At 70.7% G+C, this 18,791-nt stretch carries 17 protein-coding genes; 6 read left to right on the forward strand and 11 right to left on the reverse strand.

Features of this window, described 5'->3' with window-relative positions; all coding sequences use genetic code 11:
• Window positions 1-137: 137 nt before the first annotated feature.
• The gene (locus tag D2L64_RS09435; RefSeq protein ID WP_119574487.1) at window positions 138-1,793 is read right to left on the reverse strand and encodes a glycoside hydrolase family 43 protein; all 1,656 of its coding nucleotides are present in this window, start codon (window positions 1,791-1,793) and stop codon (window positions 138-140) included.
• 79 nt (window positions 1,794-1,872) lie between these two features.
• A complete protein-coding gene (locus D2L64_RS09440; protein ID WP_119574489.1) occupies window positions 1,873-2,190 on the reverse strand; it encodes a hypothetical protein in 318 nt (105 codons plus the stop codon).
• A 55-nt stretch (window positions 2,191-2,245) separates the two neighbouring features.
• Here D2L64_RS09440 and D2L64_RS09445 point away from each other — a divergent pair, with 55 nt between their 5' ends.
• Window positions 2,246-3,187, forward strand: coding sequence for a hypothetical protein (locus D2L64_RS09445; RefSeq protein ID WP_119574491.1), 942 nt, complete (start codon window positions 2,246-2,248; stop codon window positions 3,185-3,187).
• An 88-nt stretch (window positions 3,188-3,275) separates the two neighbouring features.
• On the opposite strand, the gene D2L64_RS09450 is transcribed toward D2L64_RS09445, so the two are convergent.
• The 9 genes from D2L64_RS09450 to D2L64_RS09490 all read right to left on the reverse strand — a co-directional run bounded on the left by D2L64_RS09450 (window position 3,276) and on the right by D2L64_RS09490 (window position 11,096).
• Window positions 3,276-4,265 carry a zinc-dependent alcohol dehydrogenase family protein gene (locus D2L64_RS09450; RefSeq protein WP_119574493.1) on the reverse strand — a complete coding sequence of 330 codons (990 nt, stop codon included), beginning with the start codon at window positions 4,263-4,265 and terminating at the stop codon, window positions 3,276-3,278.
• A complete protein-coding gene (locus D2L64_RS09455; protein WP_119574495.1) occupies window positions 4,262-5,104 on the reverse strand; it encodes a carbohydrate ABC transporter permease in 843 nt (280 codons plus the stop codon). Before D2L64_RS09455 ends, D2L64_RS09450 begins: the two co-directional genes overlap by 4 nt.
• Complete coding sequence (locus D2L64_RS09460; protein WP_119574497.1) at window positions 5,101-6,033, reverse strand: carbohydrate ABC transporter permease; 933 nt, start codon at window positions 6,031-6,033, stop codon at window positions 5,101-5,103. The genes D2L64_RS09455 and D2L64_RS09460 overlap by 4 nt, the downstream gene beginning before the upstream one ends.
• Before the next feature lie 54 nt (window positions 6,034-6,087).
• A complete protein-coding gene (locus D2L64_RS09465) occupies window positions 6,088-7,449 on the reverse strand; it encodes an ABC transporter substrate-binding protein (RefSeq protein ID WP_233558875.1) in 1,362 nt (453 codons plus the stop codon).
• Between the two features lie 55 nt (window positions 7,450-7,504).
• A complete protein-coding gene (locus tag D2L64_RS09470; protein WP_199714480.1) occupies window positions 7,505-8,266 on the reverse strand; it encodes a DeoR/GlpR family DNA-binding transcription regulator in 762 nt (253 codons plus the stop codon).
• A gap of 222 nt (window positions 8,267-8,488) precedes the next feature.
• Complete coding sequence (locus D2L64_RS09475) at window positions 8,489-9,229, reverse strand: hypothetical protein (protein ID WP_119574501.1); 741 nt, start codon at window positions 9,227-9,229, stop codon at window positions 8,489-8,491.
• Complete coding sequence (locus tag D2L64_RS09480; RefSeq protein WP_119574503.1) at window positions 9,219-9,731, reverse strand: RNA polymerase sigma factor; 513 nt, start codon at window positions 9,729-9,731, stop codon at window positions 9,219-9,221. The genes D2L64_RS09475 and D2L64_RS09480 overlap by 11 nt, the downstream gene beginning before the upstream one ends.
• A gap of 95 nt (window positions 9,732-9,826) precedes the next feature.
• The gene (locus D2L64_RS09485; RefSeq protein ID WP_233558876.1) at window positions 9,827-10,282 is read right to left on the reverse strand and encodes a hypothetical protein; all 456 of its coding nucleotides are present in this window, start codon (window positions 10,280-10,282) and stop codon (window positions 9,827-9,829) included.
• 400 nt (window positions 10,283-10,682) lie between these two features.
• Entirely contained in the window at window positions 10,683-11,096 is a 414-nt protein-coding gene (locus tag D2L64_RS09490; RefSeq protein WP_119574767.1) for a hypothetical protein, read from the reverse strand.
• Between the two features lie 390 nt (window positions 11,097-11,486).
• Here D2L64_RS09490 and D2L64_RS09495 point away from each other — a divergent pair, with 390 nt between their 5' ends.
• The 5 genes from D2L64_RS09495 to D2L64_RS09515 all read left to right on the forward strand — a co-directional run bounded on the left by D2L64_RS09495 (window position 11,487) and on the right by D2L64_RS09515 (window position 18,555).
• The gene (locus D2L64_RS09495) at window positions 11,487-11,831 is read left to right on the forward strand and encodes a DUF4212 domain-containing protein (RefSeq protein WP_119574507.1); all 345 of its coding nucleotides are present in this window, start codon (window positions 11,487-11,489) and stop codon (window positions 11,829-11,831) included.
• Window positions 11,828-13,513 carry a sodium:solute symporter family protein gene (locus tag D2L64_RS09500; RefSeq protein WP_119574509.1) on the forward strand — a complete coding sequence of 562 codons (1,686 nt, stop codon included), beginning with the start codon at window positions 11,828-11,830 and terminating at the stop codon, window positions 13,511-13,513. Before D2L64_RS09495 ends, D2L64_RS09500 begins: the two co-directional genes overlap by 4 nt.
• Window positions 13,514-13,677: 164 nt before the next feature.
• Window positions 13,678-15,273: a GMC family oxidoreductase gene (locus D2L64_RS09505; protein WP_119574511.1), complete on the forward strand. Its 1,596-nt coding sequence runs from the start codon at window positions 13,678-13,680 to the stop codon at window positions 15,271-15,273.
• 330 nt (window positions 15,274-15,603) lie between these two features.
• Window positions 15,604-16,884, forward strand: a complete 1,281-nt coding sequence (locus D2L64_RS09510; RefSeq protein WP_233558877.1) for a multidrug effflux MFS transporter — start codon at window positions 15,604-15,606, stop codon at window positions 16,882-16,884.
• A gap of 384 nt (window positions 16,885-17,268) precedes the next feature.
• Window positions 17,269-18,555, forward strand: a complete 1,287-nt coding sequence (locus D2L64_RS09515; RefSeq protein ID WP_119574513.1) for a cytochrome P450 — start codon at window positions 17,269-17,271, stop codon at window positions 18,553-18,555.
• The last annotated feature ends 236 nt before the right edge of the window (window positions 18,556-18,791 follow it).

Consider the following 18,791-nt stretch of genomic DNA (forward strand, 5'->3'; position numbering starts at 1 on the left):
CCGTTCAACGAATCGACGTACGTCGACCATGTTTCCACACACCGCGCCACCGCATCAGCCGGTGAAACACGCGCAGCGGCCGGACGTGACACCGACAAACGGTGCACACGCCCGGCCGCGATCGCGGTGACCGATACTCAGCAGTGGCGGTACGAGGCCCAGTCGAAGTCCGCGTACCCGCCCTCGGCGCCCAGGTCCTGGACCCACAGGCCGACGAACGCCCCGGTGAAGCCCCAGCCGTCCGGCTCACCGTCCACCAGGGTGGCCGCGTACTCGTCGGAGAGGATGGTCGCGTCCAGTTCCGCCGGCAGGTCGACCCAGCGCGTCGCGCCGGCCGGTCGATAGGCGAAGGTGACGTGCGGGCCGTCGAAGGTGACCCGCAGCGTGATCTCGTCTGTCCCCGGCAGTTCGACGCGGCACGCGTCGTGCATGGTGCGCCGGCCGTTGTCCGCCGACAGCACCTCCAGAACCGGGCGTCCGTCGTCGTCGGCGGTCAGGTAGGCGTAGTGCCAGTTACGGGTGTTGTAGTAGGCGGTGACGCCGGCGAGTTGGCGGTAGTTGGCGGGCGAGAAGTGCAGGTGTGCGGTCAGCTCGCACTGCTTCGAGGTGACCCGGCGGGCGACCAGGCTCGGACGCTGCCGGCCGACCGGCGACTGCCCGCCCTGGATCCGCAGGAACGAGGGACGCGACGTGAGATCGACCCAGTCCGCGGTGGCGGGACGGCGCAGCGTCGACCACTCCGGGCCGAGCGTCGGCTCGGTGAAGTCGTCATGCTCCGCTGCCGGCTCCGCTGCCGGCTCGGCGTCGCCCGGCACGGGTACGACCACCGCCGGCACCCCGCCCTCGACGCGCGGCCACTCCCCCGGCGGCCACTGCACCGCCTGGATCGCGGTCTCCCGGCCGAGCACACACCTTCCGAGTGGGGTGTACGGCCGGGCGGTCAGGTGCGCCAGGTACCACCGCCCGTCCGGGGTGGACACCAGGCTGCCGTGACCGGCCTTCTGCAGTTCCAGTTCCGGGCGACCGTTCGAGGTGAGCATCGGACCGGCCGGATCGACCTCGTACGGCCCGAACAGGCTACGGGAACGGGCCACGGTCACCTGGTGCGTCCAGGACGTGCCGCCCTCCGCGGTCACCAGGTAGTACCAGCCGTCCTTCTGGTACAGGTGCGGGCCCTCGGTCACGCCGACGGAGGTGCCGTGGAAGATGATCCGCTCGGTGCCGACGAGGCGACGGGCCGCGCGGTCGTACTGCTGGATCTGGATGCCCGCGAACCGGTCACGGCCCGGCCGCCAGTCCGCGGTCATCGACAGCATCCAGGTGGTGCCGTCCTCGTCGTGGAAGAGCGCCGCGTCGAACCCCCGCCCATGCAGCACCACCGGGTCCGACCAGGGCCCGGCCAGGTCACGCGCGGTGACCAGATAGTTCTGCGGATCCCAGTACCCGCTGGCGAAGCTCGCCACGTCGGCGTACAGGAGATGGAACTCGCCGTCCACGTACGACAGGTCGGGCGCCCACACACCGCAGGAGTCACCCGCACCGGTGAGATCGAGAAGCCGCCGCTCGGTGAGGACGCCGCCGAGCGGGCGCCAGTTCACCAGGTCGGTCGAATGGTGCAGCCGGACCCCGGGGTACCACTCGAATGTCGACGTGGCGATGTAGTAATCGGTGCCGACGCGCAGAATCGACGGGTCAGGGTTGAAGCCGGGTAGGACCGGGTTTCGAATCAGCCGGCCGGGTGCCTCGCCGCCGTGGGGCCCGAGCGTTGCCGGGCTCTTTGTTGCGGTCGTCATGTCGATTCTCCGTAGCGATAGCCGCGTCGAAAGTTTCGGCGACCTTCGATCGCCGGATCGGCACAGAGTAGCCGCCGGTTCAGCTTAGTGACAATGTCGACGGCCGGCACAGCGTGTCGGGTTCGACGCGCCCAGTTTCCGGAAGTTGTTCCGACAGTTCCCGGGTCGAACACGGCGCTACGGGGAGACTTCGACCGACCATGACCATCTCCACAATCACGGCGGCAGATGCGATCTCGGTGACCCAGAAGATGACGTGGATCATTTGCTGGTTCGGCGGGTGCAGCGACCCGGACCGGCATCCGTCCCAGGCACAGCCGAAGCTGACCCGCCACGACAAGCGCCACGACAGTGCCGCGCCGAGGTCCGCAAGATAGAAGTAGCTCTCTGCCGTCACTGATCCTACATTGTGTCACGACTGCGCTGCCGTCGATGTGGAAGGACGACCGAAGATGGCCAACCTGGACAACGGTCCGGCCCTCCGCCTCGAACCGCCCCCGACGACGAGGAGCCGGCCACCGACACGCGCGGCGATCCTCGCGGTGCTCGGCGGAATCCTGCTGGCCATCCTGTGGTCGTTCGAACTCGTCGACTCGGTGATCGGCGACACGATGGCCAACGCGGCACTCGGCCACGACGCCAAGGCCACCCCGATCACCGGTACGGCCGCCGGCCTGCTCTTCGCGTTCGTCTCCGGGCTGGCCGGAACCTTCACCGCCTGCAACATCGCCATGCTCGCCTCGGTCGGCCCGTTGTCCGAGGCCAGCACGGGACGAGCCGGGATCGCGAGATACACCCTCGCCGCGCTGTGGCGTCCGGTCGCCTGGATGACCTTGGGAATGGTGACGGTCTCCGCCGCGTACGGGGTGATCGGGGTGCTGCTCGGTGACCGGCTACCGCAGTTGTCCACCGACACCGTGGGTGGCATGCCGGTGCGGCTCATCCAGTCGTCCGTCGTGTTCGGTCTCATCGGGCTGGCCCTGGTCTACCTCGGCCTGGCCGCCCTCGGCATGGTCCGCGACGTGTTCGCCGGCCGGCCGGTGGCCCGCGTCGTCACCATCGGCGCGCTCATCGGCGGTTTCCTCGTCGGCCGGCCGTACCCGCTGTTCAACAAGCTGTTCCACTGGGCCGTGGACACCGGGAACCCGCTCAACGGGGCACTCGCGTTCGTTCTTCAGTCGCTGGGCAACATCCTGATCGTGACACTGCTGTTCCTCGTCGTCGTGCTCGTCACCCGGGGCGGCTTTCTCCGGTGGGCCGCGGACCCGTCGCGCAGCGCCGTGGTGACCGGCGCGTTGCTGCTCATGTTGGGCGTCTTCACCGTCGTCTACTGGGATCTGCGAGTTCCCGCGCTCTTCGGCGTCGGCTGGTTCCCGATGATGCCGTACAACTGACGCCGGTGTCCGGGCCGTGTCACGGTGATGGCGGGGCGGGAACACCTCCCGCCGGGACCGCCACCACCCCGCCCCGCGGCGGTGCCCGCTACGAACTGATCAGCAGTTTGCGGCCTTGGCCGGTCCGGAACTGGGTCATCGCCTCCGCGTAGGAGGCCAGCGGGAAGCGGTGGCTGATGAAGACCTCCGGGTCCAGGACACCGGCGGTGAACAGCTCGGCGGCGCGGTCGAAGCTGTGCAGGACGGCCATCGAGCCGGTGACGGTGATCTCCTTGTTGTAGACGCGGTACGGCTCGATGGGGACCCGGGTGGCGTACTCACTGACGCCGAACTGGAGGAAGGTGCCGGCGGGGGCGACCCGGGCCAGGCCGTCGGTGATGGCGGCCTGCACGCCGGTGCAGTCGATGACGACGTCCCAGCCCCGTGGGCGGTCCAACTCCTCGGCGGTGGCGGCACTGGCCGAGCAGCCCAGCTGCACCGCGGTGGCGAGGCGGTCGGGGTTCGGGTCGACCACGCTGACCGTGGCGGCGCCGCAGCGTTTGGCCAGTTCCAGCATCATCAGGCCCATGGTGCCGGCGCCGTAGACCAGGTAGTGGTCGGCCAGCCGGCGGGGCAGCACGTCGAAGCCGCGTACCGCGCAGGACAGCGGCTCGATCAGGGCCGCTTCGGCGGGGTCGACGCCCTCGGGCAGCACCACGCAGTTGCGTACCGGGGCGAGGGCGTACTCGGCGGCGCCACCGGCGACGGTGACACCGATGGCGTTCCAGCGTTCGCAGAGGTTGCCCCGGGCGCGCCGGCACTGGTAGCACTCGCCGCAGTGCAGCGACGGGTCCACGGCGACCGCGTCGCCGACGCGGACCTCGGTGACGTCGGAGCCGAGTGCGACCACCGTGCCGGCGAACTCGTGGCCGGGCACGATCGGGTACGCGGGGGCGAACTCGCCGTCCATGATGTGCAGGTCGGTGCCGCAGATGCCGCAGCCGGCCACCTGGACGACCACGTCCCGGGGGCCGGGCGTCGGGTCCGGTACGGACTCCACACTGATCGTGCCCGGCGTGACGATGACTGCTGCTTTCACTTGACGGCCCCCATGGAGAGTCCTCGGACGAGTTGTTTCTGGGCGATCCAGCCGGCCAGCACGACCGGCAGCGACACGATGGTCGCCGCCGCGCAGAGCCGGGCCAGGAACAGCCCTTCGGAGGTGATGAAGCCGACCAGGAAGATCGGCGAGGTGCCGGCCCGGGTGGCGGTCAGGTTGACCGCGAGGAAGAACTCGTTCCAGCTGAAGATGAAGCAGATCAGCGCGGTGGCGGCCAGGCCGGGCGCGACGATCGGCAGCAGGATCCGCCGGATGGTGACCAGCAGGCTGGCGCCGTCCATCGCCGCCGCCTCGATCAGCGCGGTGGGTACCTCCAGCAGGAACGAGCGCATCATCCAGACCGCGATCGGCAGGTTCATCGCCGTGTAGAGCACGATCAGGGTCCAGACGTTGTCCAGCATGCCGAGGTTCTGCACCAGCAGGTAGACCGGCAGCAGAGCGGCGACGACCGGCAGCATCTTGGTACTGATGAAGAAGAACAGCACGTCGCGCCAGCGGGCCACCGGACGGATGGACAGCGCGTACGCGGCCGGGGTGGCCAGCACCAGCACCAGCAGGGTGGAGACCAGGCTGGCCATCAACGAGTTGAGCAGGTACGGCGTCAGGTCACGGTCGAAGACCTGCCGGTAGCCGTCCAGCACCGGGGTGAAGAACCAGGACGGCGGGTTGCTGGCGGCGTCGACCTCCCGCTTGAAGCCGGTGAGCACCATCCATGCCACCGGCAGGAAGAACAGCAGCCCGGCCAGCCAGGCCAGCACGGTCCAGACGGCGTCGGTGCGGCCCGCGGTGCGCCGGGCCGGGTTCGCGGTACGGGTCATCGCGCGTCCTCCATCCGGAACAGGCTGGAGATCACCCGCAGCGCGAAGGTGGCGACCAGGATGGTGCCGATCACCACGACGACGCCGGCCGCGGCGGCCTCGCCGTACTCGAACTTGCGGAAGGTGGTCAGGTAGATCTCGTACGGCAGGTTGGTGGTGGCCCGGCCGGGTCCACCCTGGGTGATGGTGAAGACCGCGTCGAAGGTCTGCACCAGGTAGATCGAGCCGAGCAGGGCACCGAGTTCCAGGTAGGGCCGCAGGTACGGCAGGGTGATCCGGGTGAAGGTCTGCCACGGGCCGGCGCCGTCGACCCGGGCGGCCTCCAGCGTCTCCAGGGACTGGCTCTGCAGACCGGCCAGGATGATCAGCATCATGAACGGGGTCCACTGCCAGACCAACGCGGCGACCACGGAGACCATCGGATACTGCGACACCCAGTCGGTGTTGCCGCCGAAGATGCCGTTGATCAGGCCGTACGACGGGTTGTAGATGGCGTGCTTCCAGAGCAGTGCCGCGGCCATCGGCATCACCAGGAACGGGGTGATGAGCAGGGTCCGTACGATGCCCCGGCCGGGGAACCTGCGGTCCAGCAGGATGGCCAGGCCGAGGCCGAGCAGCACCGAGACGAGCACCGACGAGGCGGTCAGCACCACCGTGTTGACCAGGGCGGCGCGCAGCCGGGCGTCGGAGAGCACGGTGGCGTAGTTGGCCAGGCCGATGAACTCGCGGCTGCCCGGCCGCAGCGCGTTCCAGCTCTGGGTGGACAGGTAGACGGTGAACAGGAACGGCAGCTGGGTCACCACGATGGCGAAGACCAGGGCGGGCAGCAGCGGGGCGCGGCGACTCCAGCGCTGCCGGCGGTCCGGGCGGGTGGGACGTACGGCGGGGGGCGCTGTCGCGTCCACGCCGCTGGTGATGGTCGTACTCATCGCTCCACCTCGGGGCAGGGCCGGGGCCGGACGGGTGCCGGCCCCGGCGTGCGACTACCGGTGTCTGGCGGCGGCTTCCTCGGCCAGCCGCTGCCCGTCGGCGAGTGCCTTGTCGACGCTGACCTGGCCGGCGATCGCGGCCGATACCTCCTGGGAGACCTTGGTGCCGAGGTCGGCGAACTCGGGGATGCCGACGAACTGCACCCCGAGCGCGGGTCGCGGCTGCACGCCCGGGTTCACCGGGTCGGCCTCCTGGATGGACTTGAGGGTGATGTCGGCGAACGCGGCGGCGGAGTCGCGGTACTCGGGGATCTCGTACGTCGACTGGCGTTTGCCGGCCGGCACCCGCGACCAGCCGAGCGTGGCGCCGACCAGCCGCTCGTACTCCTTGCCGGTGGCCCAGGAGATGAACTGCCAGGCGGCGTCGGCGTTCTTGGTGGTCTTCGGCATGGCCAGGGCCCACACCCACAGCCAGCCCGCCGAGTCGGTCTTGTCGACCGGGGCGTACGCGTAGCCGACCTTGCCGGCGACGGTGCTGGAGTTGGGGTCTTCCAGGGTGCCGGCGGCGGAGGTGGCGTCGTACCACATGGCGGCCTTGCCCTGGCCGAAGGTGTTGAGGCACTCGGTGAAGCCGGACTGGGGTGCGCCGGGTTGGCCGTGGGCGCGCAGCAGGTCGACGTAGAACTTGGTGGCCGCGGTGAACTCGGGGGCGTTGACCTTCGGCGTCCAGTCCTGTTCGAACCAGGTGCCGCCGAAGGTGTTGACCACGGTGGTCAGCGGGGCGAACAGCTCGCCCCAGCCGGGCAGGCCGCGCAGGCAGATGCCGGCGACGCCGGCCTGCTTGTCGTCGAGCCGGGCGGCGAAGTCGGCGACCTGCTGCCAGGTGGGTCGCTCGGGCATGGTCAGCCCGGCCGCGGCGAAGAGTTCCCGGTTGTACATCAGGAACGACGACTCGCCGTAGAACGGGGCGGCGTAGAGCTTGCCGTCCGCGCCGGACAGTGAGGCGACCGCCGGGCCGAGCAGGTCGGCCTTGTCGTAGCCGCTGTCGGCGTCGGCGTACGAGCTGAGTTCGTGCAGCCAGCCGTTCTGCGCCCAGATCGGTGCCTCGTACGCGCCGATGGTGGCCACGTCGTACTGGCCGCCCTGGGTGGCAACGTCCTGGGTGACCCGGTCACGTAGCTCGTTCTCCGGCAGGATGGTGAACCGTACGGTGATCCCGGTGTCGGCGGTGAAGTTCTCGGCGGTGATCTTGGCCAGGTCCTCCATCTGCGGGTTGCCGACCATCAGGACCGTGATGGCGGTGCCGTCGTCGGACGAGCCGCCACCCGCGCCGGAACAGGCGGTGGCGGTCAGGCCGACCGCCAGTGCGGCGGCAAGGGTGGCGCGCCATCGGCGGGGAGTTCGTGTTCTGGGCACAGCGAACCTCCGTGGTGGGTGGTGGTGAGGTGGGCGGAACGTCGGTCGGCGGCGCTCAGACGCGCAGCACCACCGGCCCGAGCAGGGAGTACCGGTGCGCCTCGGATGCCGGCAGCGCGGTGTCCGTGACGATGGTGTCGACGTCGGCGACGTCGGCGAAGCGGCAGAAGCTGTGGCTACCGAACTTGGTGTGCACGCCGGCGAAGACCACCCGCCGGGAGACCGCCATCACCTGGGCCTTGACCGCCGCGACGGCGGGATCCGGGGTGGTGAGGCCGTACTCGCGGGAGATGCCGTTGGCGCCGACGTAGGCCAGGTCGATGACGAAGCCGGCGAGCATCCGGGTGGCCCAGTGGTCGACGGTGGCCAGCGTGCGGCCGCGGACCCGGCCGCCGAGCAGCAGCACGGTGACGCTCGGGTACTCGGCCAGGGCCGCCGCGGTGTGCAGGGAGGCGGTCACCATCGTCAACGGCCGGTGGGTGGGCAGGGCCTCGGCGATCAGTTGCGGGGTGTAACCCTCGTCGATGAAGATCGATTCGGCGTCGCCGAGGTGTTCGATGGCGGCGGCGGCGATCCGGCGCTTCTCCACGACCATCCGGGTGGCCCGGGTCTCCAGGGTCGTCTCGAACCGGGCGGTCTCGACCGGGTACGCGCCGCCGTGGGTGCGGCGGACCAGTCCCTGTTGGGCCAGCAGGGCCAGGTCGCGGCGGATCGTCTCCGGCGCCACCGCCAGGTCGGCGGCGAGTTTGCGGACGTCGACGTCGCCCTGGCGGCGCGCCAGGGTGAGGATGTGGTGTCGGCGCTGGTTCGCGTCCACTGTGCACACCTCCCGTCGACTCGTGTGTCTTTTTGTAACACCGCGACGAGCCCGTGACCGCGGTCACATGGCGGCCAATCGGGTGGTTTTGTTGCCCGGCTCCCACCACCGAACGGGCAGGCGATAACGGTCATATCGCGCATTACCCGCATATCACCTGCCCGATTCGGGCTACATCGCGCCCGCTTCCCACCCGATCCGCCCGGTCGGGCACCTACCGGGTCACTTCGGCGCGGGCCCGTTGTCGACCAACCGGAACCGTTCGGTCCCGAGATCGTCACCGGCCTCCTCGAGGATCAGCCCCCAGGTCGGAGAGTTCCGCAGGTACGCCGCCTGACTGCTGATCGCGTACGTCCCGCCGGTACCGACGAGCCTGAACTGCTGCCTCGGCTCGTCCGGCACGCAGGGGGCCGCCTCGACCCGCAGTGGTTGGCTACCCGAGGACCGCACCTCCCAGCAGGTGTCGGTCAGGTCGGTGCCCGGCTCGGCGGTCCGGATCTGGTACGTGTCGGGCCCCGAGGGCGCGACCACGAACAACCGCCGCCCCTCGACGCCGTCGACCTCGCCCAGCCGACCGTCGTCGAGGATCGACAACGCGCCCTCGAACGCCTCCACCCGCACGATGGCGACCTGACGCTCCCCGGACAGCAGTGGATCACTACTGGTGGGGGCCGCCGGAGGACTGGAACTGCCACTGGGTGGCGGGCTGGCCAGTTCGGTGGTGGCCGTCGGGCCCGCCGGCGCGATCGGCTGGGGGCGCGGGGTGTCGTCGGGACGGGTCAGCGCGACGCCCGTGCCGAGCGCCATGACGGCGACCGCGGCCAGCGCGACCGAGGTCGCCCGTCGGCGTCGACGGCGACTGTCGCCGCGCCGGCGGATGTCGGCCACCGCCGGGACCCTCCCCCGCCCGCCGTGGCCCGCCAGCGCCCGCAGGGCGTCGTCGAGCTGGTGATCAGAGCTCATGGCCGCGCCCCCTTCCGCTGGCGTACTCCGGTTCGGTCAGGTGTGCCGCGAGCGCCCGACGTCCCCGGACCAACCGCGTCTTGACGGTGTTCTCGTTGGTGCCGATCTCCGCCGCGATCTCGGCCACGCTCAACCCGACCAGATGGTGCAGCACCACGGCCCGACGCTGCTCGGCGGAGATCTGCCGCAGCGCCGTCACGATCGCGACGTGGTCGACCGAGGTGCCCTCCACCTGCTGCTCGGACACCTCCCGGCGATGGGCGCGCAGCCGGTTGACCGTCTTGCGCCAGGCGCTCACCGCCACCCGGTACGCCACCCGGCGTACCCACGCCTCCGGGCTGTCGCACTCCCGCACGGCGGCCCACCGGTCCCAGGCCCGGGCGTACGCCTCCGCCACCGCGTCCTCGGCCTCGGACCGGTTACCGATCATGGCGTACAGATGGCCCAGCACCCGTTGCACGGACGCGGAGTAGAAGGCGTCGAACTCCGCTGCGTCACGCATCGGACAAAGTCTCCACCCGACCTGGTTGATTCTGGAAATCGGGACGCCGAGCGTGGCCCGGCCGGCCGCTACCGACCGGGCCGCTGCCGGGGTCACTACTGACGCGGGGCCGGGCCGTTGTCGATGAACCGGAAGCTGTCGAACGGCGCCGCGTCACCCAGCTCCTCCATGATCAGACCGTTGCGTACGGTGTCGCGCAGGAACGCCGACCGGTTGCTGATCACGTACTCGCGTGGGCCTCCCGCGGCGGCGGGCAGGATCTCGAACCGCTGTTGCGGATCGTGCGCCCGGCAGGTGGCGCCCCCCACGTACAGCGGCTTGGTGTTGCCCGGGTTGCGCACCTGCCAGCAGACCGGCTGCCCGCTGCCGCCGCTCTGGTACGCCTTGATCAGGAACTGCCCCGCGCCGACCGGCGTCGGCACGAACAGCTGCCGCCCCTCGGCGCCGTCGACCTCGGCCAGCCGTCCGCCGTCGAGCAGGGCCAGCCCCGACTCGAACGCACCCACCCGGACGATCGTGACCCGACGCTTGCCGGAGAGCACCTGGTCCACCTTCGGCTCCCCTGACGGAAGGAGCGTCACCACCGTATCCAGCGGCGCCTCGGGCGACCGCCCGTCGCCCACCGGAGCCGTCCCGCCCACCGGAGCCGTCCCGCCCACCGGAGCCGTCCCGCTCACCGGGCCCTCGCCGGCGGTGACCGACGTCACGCCATACACTGCTGCGGCGCCGCCGATCAACGCCGCCAGGCTCGCACCCGCAAGCCACTTGCGCACCAACACAGTTCCTCCCGGCCGACTCGATCGCCGAGCTCAGCAGCCGCGCCGGCTGGCGGATCCTCGTGCGATTCAGCCAGATGACGCGCGAGGTCGGCGGCGGGTTTCACCGGGGGCCGGATCCGTTCGCCGGCGGCGCACGGCCCGAGGTTCACCCGCGAGCCGCCGGCGAACACCGTCAGCGCAGTGCGAGCAGCCGGATCCCGGTCCGGATCAGGACCACGGCACCACCGGCGGCCATCACCATGCCGATACCCGGCATCAACTGTCCCCAGCTGTCGGTGCTGGCGCTGAGACTGATCAGGCGGGCGGCCTGCCAGCCGACGATGAGGGCCACCGTCAGTCCGGGGATCAGGCTGTGCGCGATGGCCACCCGGCGGTACGGCAGCAGGGCACCGGCGATGGCGAGGAACGCCACGCTCAACGTCCACAGGCCGGGACCGGCCGCGCCGTTGAGCGTGCCGAACGGGGTGATGACCCAGGGCAGCACCGAGCCGACCAGGGCGAGGAGACCGCCGACGATCATGCCGAGGCTGCCGGCGTGGAGGATGCGACGGCGAACCGGAGCGGCGGCGGGTGCGGTGTCGGCCATTTCCGGATGGTAGGTGGCCGCGCCCCACCGGCGTACCGACGATCGGTGAACGGTCGATTCGGGTCGGTGGGCGGCCACCGGATCGGTGGCAACACCCGCAAACCGGACCGGCGACGGCCGCTCACGCCACCCGCTCCGCCGCTCACGGCACCGAACGGACCGTTCACCGACACCAAACCGCCGTCTTGCAGATCGGCTCTTGCCTGGCTCGGTGCCGTCGCGTTCCCTTCCGAGACTAAAGGTGTGACCGACCGCACAGCCACGCCAGCCAGCACTACGGCGCGGGTGGGCGGCCGGGCAGCGGCAACAGCCTGTGCCACCACCAGTCGGGCACCCCGTCGCAGCCCTCACCGGATCCGCCGTTTCGTACCGACCAGGAGGCGCCAAGACATGACCGAGGTAACCCCCGAGAAGGAGACCCGGGGTGGGGAACCACCACCGCCGGGTTCGGCACCGCCGGACAACGGTTGGCGCAAGGAGTACTGGAGCCGCAATCTGCGGCTCATGGTGATCCTGCTGGCCATCTGGTTCATCGTCTCGTTCGGCTTCGGCGTGCTGCTGATCGAGCCGCTGAACGAAATCGTCATCGCCGGCTTCCCGCTCGGCTTCTGGTTCGCTCAGCAGGGATCGATCTACGTCTTCGTGATCCTCATTCTGGTGTACGCGAAGATGATGGACCGCCTGGACAGCCAGTTCGGTGTCGATGAGCCGGAGACCGAGGGGGCGGCCAAGTGAGCGACATCCAGCTCTGGACCCTCGTCTTCATCGGCGGATCGTTCGCCGTCTACCTCTACATCGCCTGGCGCAGCCGGGTGAAGGAGACCGCCGGCTTCTACGTCGCCGGCCAGGGCATCCCGACCGTCGCCAACGGTGCCGCCGTCGCCGCCGACTGGATGTCCGCGGCGTCGTTCATCTCGATGGCCGGCCTGATCGCCTTCCTCGGCTCCGACGGCTCCATCTACCTGATGGGCTGGACCGGCGGCTACGTACTGCTGGCCCTGCTGATCGCCCCCTACCTGCGCAAGTGGGGCAAGTTCACCGTCCCCGAGTTCGTCGGTGACCGGTACTCGGAAACGGTCCGGACCGTCGCCGCCGTCGCCGCCATCATCATCTCCTTCACCTACGTGGTCGGACAGATGCGCGGTGGCGGCATCGTCTTCAGCCGCTTCCTGGGCCTGGACGTCACCGGCGGCGTCATCGTCGCCGCGGTGATCATCGGCCTGTACGCGGTACTCGGCGGCATGAAGGGCATCACCTGGACCCAGGTCGCCCAGTACACGGTGCTGATCGTCGCCTACCTGATCCCGGCCGTCGCGGTGGCCCAGCAGATGACCGGTATCCCCGTCCCGCAGGTGTCGTTCGGGCAGATCCTCGACGAACTCAACGCGATCAGCCTCGAACTGGGACTGGCGCAGTTCACCGACGCCTTCGCGGCCCGCCCGCAGATCGACGTCTTCCTGGTCACCATGTCGCTGATGATCGGCACCGCCGGCCTGCCGCACGTGATCGTCCGGTTCTACACCACCAAGAGCGTGCGCGGCGCCCGCTACTCGGCATTCTGGGCGCTGTTCTTCATCGCCCTGCTCTACACCACCGCCCCGGCGGTGGGCGCGTTCACCAAGCTGAACCTGCTGCAGGGCGTCAACGGCGTCTCGGCCGACGCGCTGCCGTCCTGGGTCAACAACTGGGCGGCGACGGGTCTGGTCACCGTCGGCGACGGGGTGACGACCATCAACTCGGTCAGCAACAGCCCGACCTCCGGGGCCGACCTGATCGTCAACAACGACATCCTGGTGTTGGCCAGCCCCGAGATCGCCGGCCTGCCGGCGCCGATCGTGGGCCTGGTCGCCGCCGGCGGCCTGGCCGCCGCGATGTCCACCGCGGCCGGGCTGCTGCTGGTCATCTCGTCGTCGTTCTCCCACGACCTGTACTTCCGCCGGGTCAAGCGGGACTCGACCGACGCCCAGCGGCTGCTGGCCGGCCGGATCGCCATGGGTCTGGCGGTGCTGATCTCGATCTACGCCGGCATCAACCCGCCCGCGTTCGTGGCCCAGGTGGTGGCATTCGCCTTCGGATTGGCGGCGGCGAGCTTCTTCCCGGTCATCGTGCTCGGCATCTTCTGGAAGAGATGCAACTCGGCAGGCGCGGCGGCCGGCATGATCACCGGCATGGTGTTCACCGCCACCTACATGATCTACACATTGCCGGTGTTCGGCACCGAGGCCAACCCGCACATCCTCGACATCAGCCCGGAAGGCATCGGCACCATCGGCGCCATCGTCAACTTCATCGTGACGATCGCGGTGTCGAAGATGACCGCGCCGCCACGGGACGAGATCGCCGAGATGGTGGAGAACATCCGCTACCCGTCCGAGCGCCGCACGGTGACCGCCGGCGCCGCCACCGACGCCTCCTGATGTCCCCGCACCCTGGATGAGCCGCCGGTCGCCGGCCCCGACAACGGCGTTCGGGGCCGGCGACCGGCCCGACACATACATCGAGATCGACACATCCTTCCCAATCGGTGATCAAGGCAATACCGTGTGTGCAGTCTTCGGCGCGCACAACGGGGGGTCCCGGGATGGCGGAGTTCGACTACATCGTGGTGGGTGCGGGTTCGGCCGGTTGCGTGCTGGCCAACCGGTTGACCGAGGATCCGGCCAGCCGCGTACTGCTCATCGAGGCCGGCGGCTGGGACAGCAGCCCCTGGGTCCGCATCCCCAAGGGATTCAGCCGGCTGATGGACGACAAGCGCACCGCCTGGCACTACCCCACCGAGGTACGGCCGGGGCACCAGGAGATCTGGCAACGCGGCCGACTGGTCGGCGGCTCAAGCTCCATCAACGGCATGGTGTACGCCCGCGGCGACCGGATCGACTACGACGAGCTGGAACGACTCGGCAACCCCGGCTGGGGCTGGGACACCATGCTGCCCATCTTCAAACAGCTGGAGGACAACCCCCTCGGCCCCTCCGACGTACGCGGCACCGGCGGCCCGCTGCGGCTGTCCACCGCCACCGGCACCGATGAGATCTGCGAGGAGACCATCGCCGCCGGCGAGGAGCTGGGCTGGAAGCGGGTCGACGACCTCAACGCCGACGACGGCCAACGGATCGGCTACCTGATGGCGACCATCCGCGACGGTCGCCGCAGCAGCGCCGCCGACGCCTTCCTGCACCCGGTGCGCCACCGACCCAACCTGACCGTCGTCGTCGACACGCTCGTACGGCGTGTCCTGGTCGAGAACGGGCGGGCCGTCGGCGTCCGCACCCACCGCGGCGGCCAGACCGTCGACTACCGGGCCGCCGCGGAGGTGATCCTCGCCGCCGGGGCACTGGCCTCACCGCAACTTCTCCAGGTCTCCGGCGTCGGACCGGCGGAAACGCTCCGCGCCGCCGGCGTCGACGTGCTGCTCGACCGACCCCGGGTCGGCACCGGCATGCGCGAGCACCGCACCACCCCGATGCAGTTCCGGTTGGCCGGCCGCGCCGGCTACAACCCGCGACTCAACGGGCCACTCGGCCAGGCCCGGGAGATGCTGCGCTACCTGTTCACCCGACGCGGACCGCTGGCCCTTCCCGTGTACGACGTCGGCGCGTACATCCGGTCCGGGCCCGAGGCCGGACACCCGGACGCGCAACTGCTGATCGCGCCGTTCTCGGCCGCGCCCCGGCGCCCCGGACGGGCGATCGAACTCGAAGCCGAGTCGGGCCTGATGGCCCAGGTGACGGTGACCCGGCCGGAGAGCCTGGGCAGCCTCGCCATCACCTCGGCCGACCCCGGCACCCCGCCCCGGATCGTGGCGAACTACTTCGACGCCGCACACGACCGTCGGGTCGCCATCGGCGCCCTGCGCCGGGCCCGGGAACTCTTCGCCACCGGCCCGATCGCCAAGCGGATCACCGCCGAGACGCTGCCCGGACCGGCCGTCCAGGACGACGACGAGATCGTCCAGGCCGGTGTGGCGCTCGGCTACTGCGGCTACCACGCCGTCGGCACCTGCGCGATGGGGCCGGGGGACGACTCCGTGGTCGACCCGCAGCTGCGGGTCCGGGGCGTGGCCGGGCTGCGCGTGGTGGACGCCTCGGTGCTGCCGGTCATCGTCTCGGGGTACATCAACGCCCCGGTGATGGCGCTGGCCTGGCGGGCGGCCGACCTGATCAGGACCGCCGGCTGAAACGTCCAGCCGCAGCGCGGGTGAAACGTCCGGCCCGCGGGCCCCGGTAGCCGGTCGAGGGCGAACCAGCCCCACTCCGCGGCCTCGCCGTCCGGCTCGCCCACCCGGTCCGTTGCCCCGGTGTCGGAGGCCACCATCCGTATGGCATCCTAGGCAGCTAGGTCATATCCGGTCGTGCTGCGCCGACCTGGGAATGCCCCCCGCCCCGAAGACTGTGACCTGCGTTACCAAGGGGCCGGGCGGGAATCAGGACGGCGATCACGGGTTGCAGCCAGGTGTGATGGTCGTACTTCAGCCTGCCCTCTTTCCGTACCGTCCGGAGTCGGCCCGATGACCGCCGTCGACCCGGCCGCGCCGCCGAAGCCGGTGATGCCGGGTGACCTGATGACCCCGCGGCAACGTCTGCGGCTCATCCTCGTCCTCGGCTCACTGATCGCCGTGGGTCCGCTGACCATCGACATGTATCTGCCGGCCCTACCGGCCATCGTCGACGACTTCGGGACGACCTCGGCGGCGGTGCAGCTGACGCTGACCGGCACGCTGATCGGTCTGGCCCTGGGCCAGCTGCTGATCGGCCCGCTCTCCGACGCGGTGGGACGCCGGAACCCGCTGATCGCGGGTACCGCGCTGCACATCGTGGCCTCGGTGGGCTGTGCCCTCGCCCCCAGCATCGGGGTGCTCGGGGCGCTGCGGGTCGTCCAGGGGTTGGGCGCCGCGGCCGCCGCCGTCATCGCCATGGCGGTGGTACGCGACCTGTTCAGCGGCTCGTCCTTCGCCCAGCTGCTCTCCCGGCTGCTGCTGGTGATGGGCGCCGCGCCGGTGCTGGCGCCGACGCTCGGCAGCGAGTTGCTGCGCTGGACGCAGTGGCGGGGGGTCTTCGCGGCCCTGGTGGTCTTCGGGGTGCTGCTGATGTTGGTCGCCATGTTCGGGCTGCGGGAGACGCTGCCACCCGAACGCCGGCAGCGCGGCGGCGTGCTGCCCACCGTCCGGCTCTACGGCTCCCTGCTGCGCGACCGCCCCTTCGTCGGGCTGGTGCTGGTCGCCGGGCTGGCGATGGCCGCGATCTTCGCGTACGTCGGTGGTTCCTCCTTCGTCCTGCAGGGGCAGTACGGCCTCGACGAGCAGCAGTTCGGCTTCGCGTTCGGTGCCGGCGCGATCGGCCTGATCGCGGCGACCCAGACCAACGTACGACTGCTACGCCGCTACTCTCCGCAGCGCATCCTGCTGGCCGCGCTGCTCGTGGGCGCCACCGCCGCGCTGGTGCTGCTCGCGGTCGCGGTGACCGGGTTCGGTGGGCTGCCGGCCGTGCTCGCATCACTGTGGGTGGTGCTCGCCGCCACCGGTCTGGCCATGCCGAACGCCCCGGCGGTGGCCCTGAGCCGGCACGGTGAGGCGGCCGGTACCGCGTCGGCCCTGCTCGGCGCGGTGCAGTTCGGCATCGGGGCGGTGGCCGCCCCGATGGTGGGCGTCTTCGGCACCGGCGCGGTGGCGATGGCCCTGGTGATCGCTGGTGGTCTGGTCGCGGCGCTGCTGGTCCTGCTGCTCGTGGTCCGCCCGGCCCGGCTGACCGTCGAGGTGGAGCCCGAGCCGGTGGCCGTCGCGGCGCACTGAGGCGAACCGGTCAGACCTCGCCCGTCTCGACCAGGCGGGCGAGGTTCGCCCACGCCAGCCGGGTGCTCCGTCTCGTCGTCCGCGGCGTCGAACTCGTGCACCTGGCCGCTCATGCCCGCCGGCACCCGCCACCTGGCCAGCGCCGTCCGGCGGCGTGAACGCAGTGCAGACGTACCGCCCTCTCGCCTCCTCGACGCTGGGTGAGGGCTCGCTGGCCCTCCAGGCCAGCGGTGGGTCGGCACCGAATCCCCGCTTCTTCACCGGTTTTCTCACCACGCCCCAGGCGGCGGTCGGTCTGCTGGCCGTGGCCGTGAGGCCGTCGGCCGGTGCCAGCCGGTCGGCCCGCGCCGGTTTGACCGGGGCCGCAGCGGGCAGGAGCAGCCTATGCCGGTTGAGTTGATGGGACGCGTGGACGACACACTGACGTTGGCGATCCAGGGGTACGGGTGGTTGCCCAACCGTCTGCGGGCGGGCGACACAGACGTGTTCCGGACCCGGCTGGCCGGTCAACGGGCGGTGGCGCTGCACGGCCCCGACGCGGTGCGCTTCTTCTACGACGAGCGGCACGTACGGCGGGGCGGTGGCGTACCGGAGCCGTTGCAGGCGACGCTGTTCGGCAAGGGGGCGGTGCACACCCTCGACGGCGAGGCGCACCGGGTCCGTAAGGCGATGTTCACCGCGCTGCTGATGGACCGGGGGTTCGGTGCCCTGGTGGAGCGGGCCGAGGCGGCCTGGGACGGCGCCGCCCGCTCCTGGGTGGGGCGGCCGGTGGTGTTGTTCGACGAGGCCGCGCAGGTGCTCACCCGGGCCGTCGCCGACTGGGCCGGGATTCCGGTCGACCGGGACGACGAAGCGGCACTGGCGGCCGATCTGGTCGCGATGGTGGACGGTTTCGGCACGGCGGGGCCGCGGCACTGGCGCGCGCGGCGGGCCCGGGTACGGCGGGAACGCTGGCTCGCCGGGCTGGTCACCGGGATCCGGGACGGCCGGGTCGGTGCGCCGCCGAACTCGGCGCTGGTCGCGGTGGCCGAGCACCGCGAGGCGGATGGCCGGCTGCTGGATCCGCGGGTCGCCGCGGTGGAGTTGCTCAACATTCTCCGCCCGACGGCCGCGGTGACCTGGTTCGTCACCTTCGCCGGTCATGCCCTGCACCGCTGGCCGCGGTACCGGGACCGGCTCGCTGCGGGCGACTCCACCTTCGCCGAGGCGTTCGCTCATGAGGTGCGTCGGTTCTACCCGTTCGCGCCCTTCGTGGGTGGGCGGGCGGTGACGGACCTGACGTGGCAGGGCACCGAGATCCCGGCCGGTGCCATCGTGCTGCTCGACCTGTACGGCCAGAACCACGACGCCCGGCTGTGGCCGGATCCGTACCGGTTCGATCCGGACCGCTTCGTCGGTCGGGAGATCGGGGCGTTCGACCTCATCCCGCAGGGTGGCGGTGATCCCCGTACCGGGCACCGTTGTCCCGGTGAGCAGATCACCGTGGCGCTGCTGCGCGCCCTGTCGATCCGGTTGGCGCGGCTCGACTACCAGGTGCCCGACCAGGATCTGGACATTCCGCTGCACCGGATTCCGACGCGCCCGAACAGCGGCGTGGAGATCGTCGTCGTTGCCGCGCGCCGGCCCGCGCTGCGGCACGCCGGTGATGCGCCGGGGTCGGCGGCGGGCTGACCGTCACGCAAACGTGCCCGACCGGGGGCTGGAACTATCGGCGCCGTCCGGGCGACCATGTGTGTAGCTGAACGGCGTCGCGCGCCGCCATCCCCGGGGGCAGGGCCCGGCCGCACCGGCTCGCGACGCCGTTCAGCATCTCTCCTGCCGGGTCGGCGGCATCGGCCGCGGGTGCCGCCCGACGGGTGAAGAAGACCTCACCGACTTCCGTCCCGCTGATCTTGCTGTTAGCTTCT

This window comes from Micromonospora radicis (genome assembly GCF_003583405.1).
Classification (GTDB): domain Bacteria; phylum Actinomycetota; class Actinomycetes; order Mycobacteriales; family Micromonosporaceae; genus Micromonospora; species Micromonospora radicis.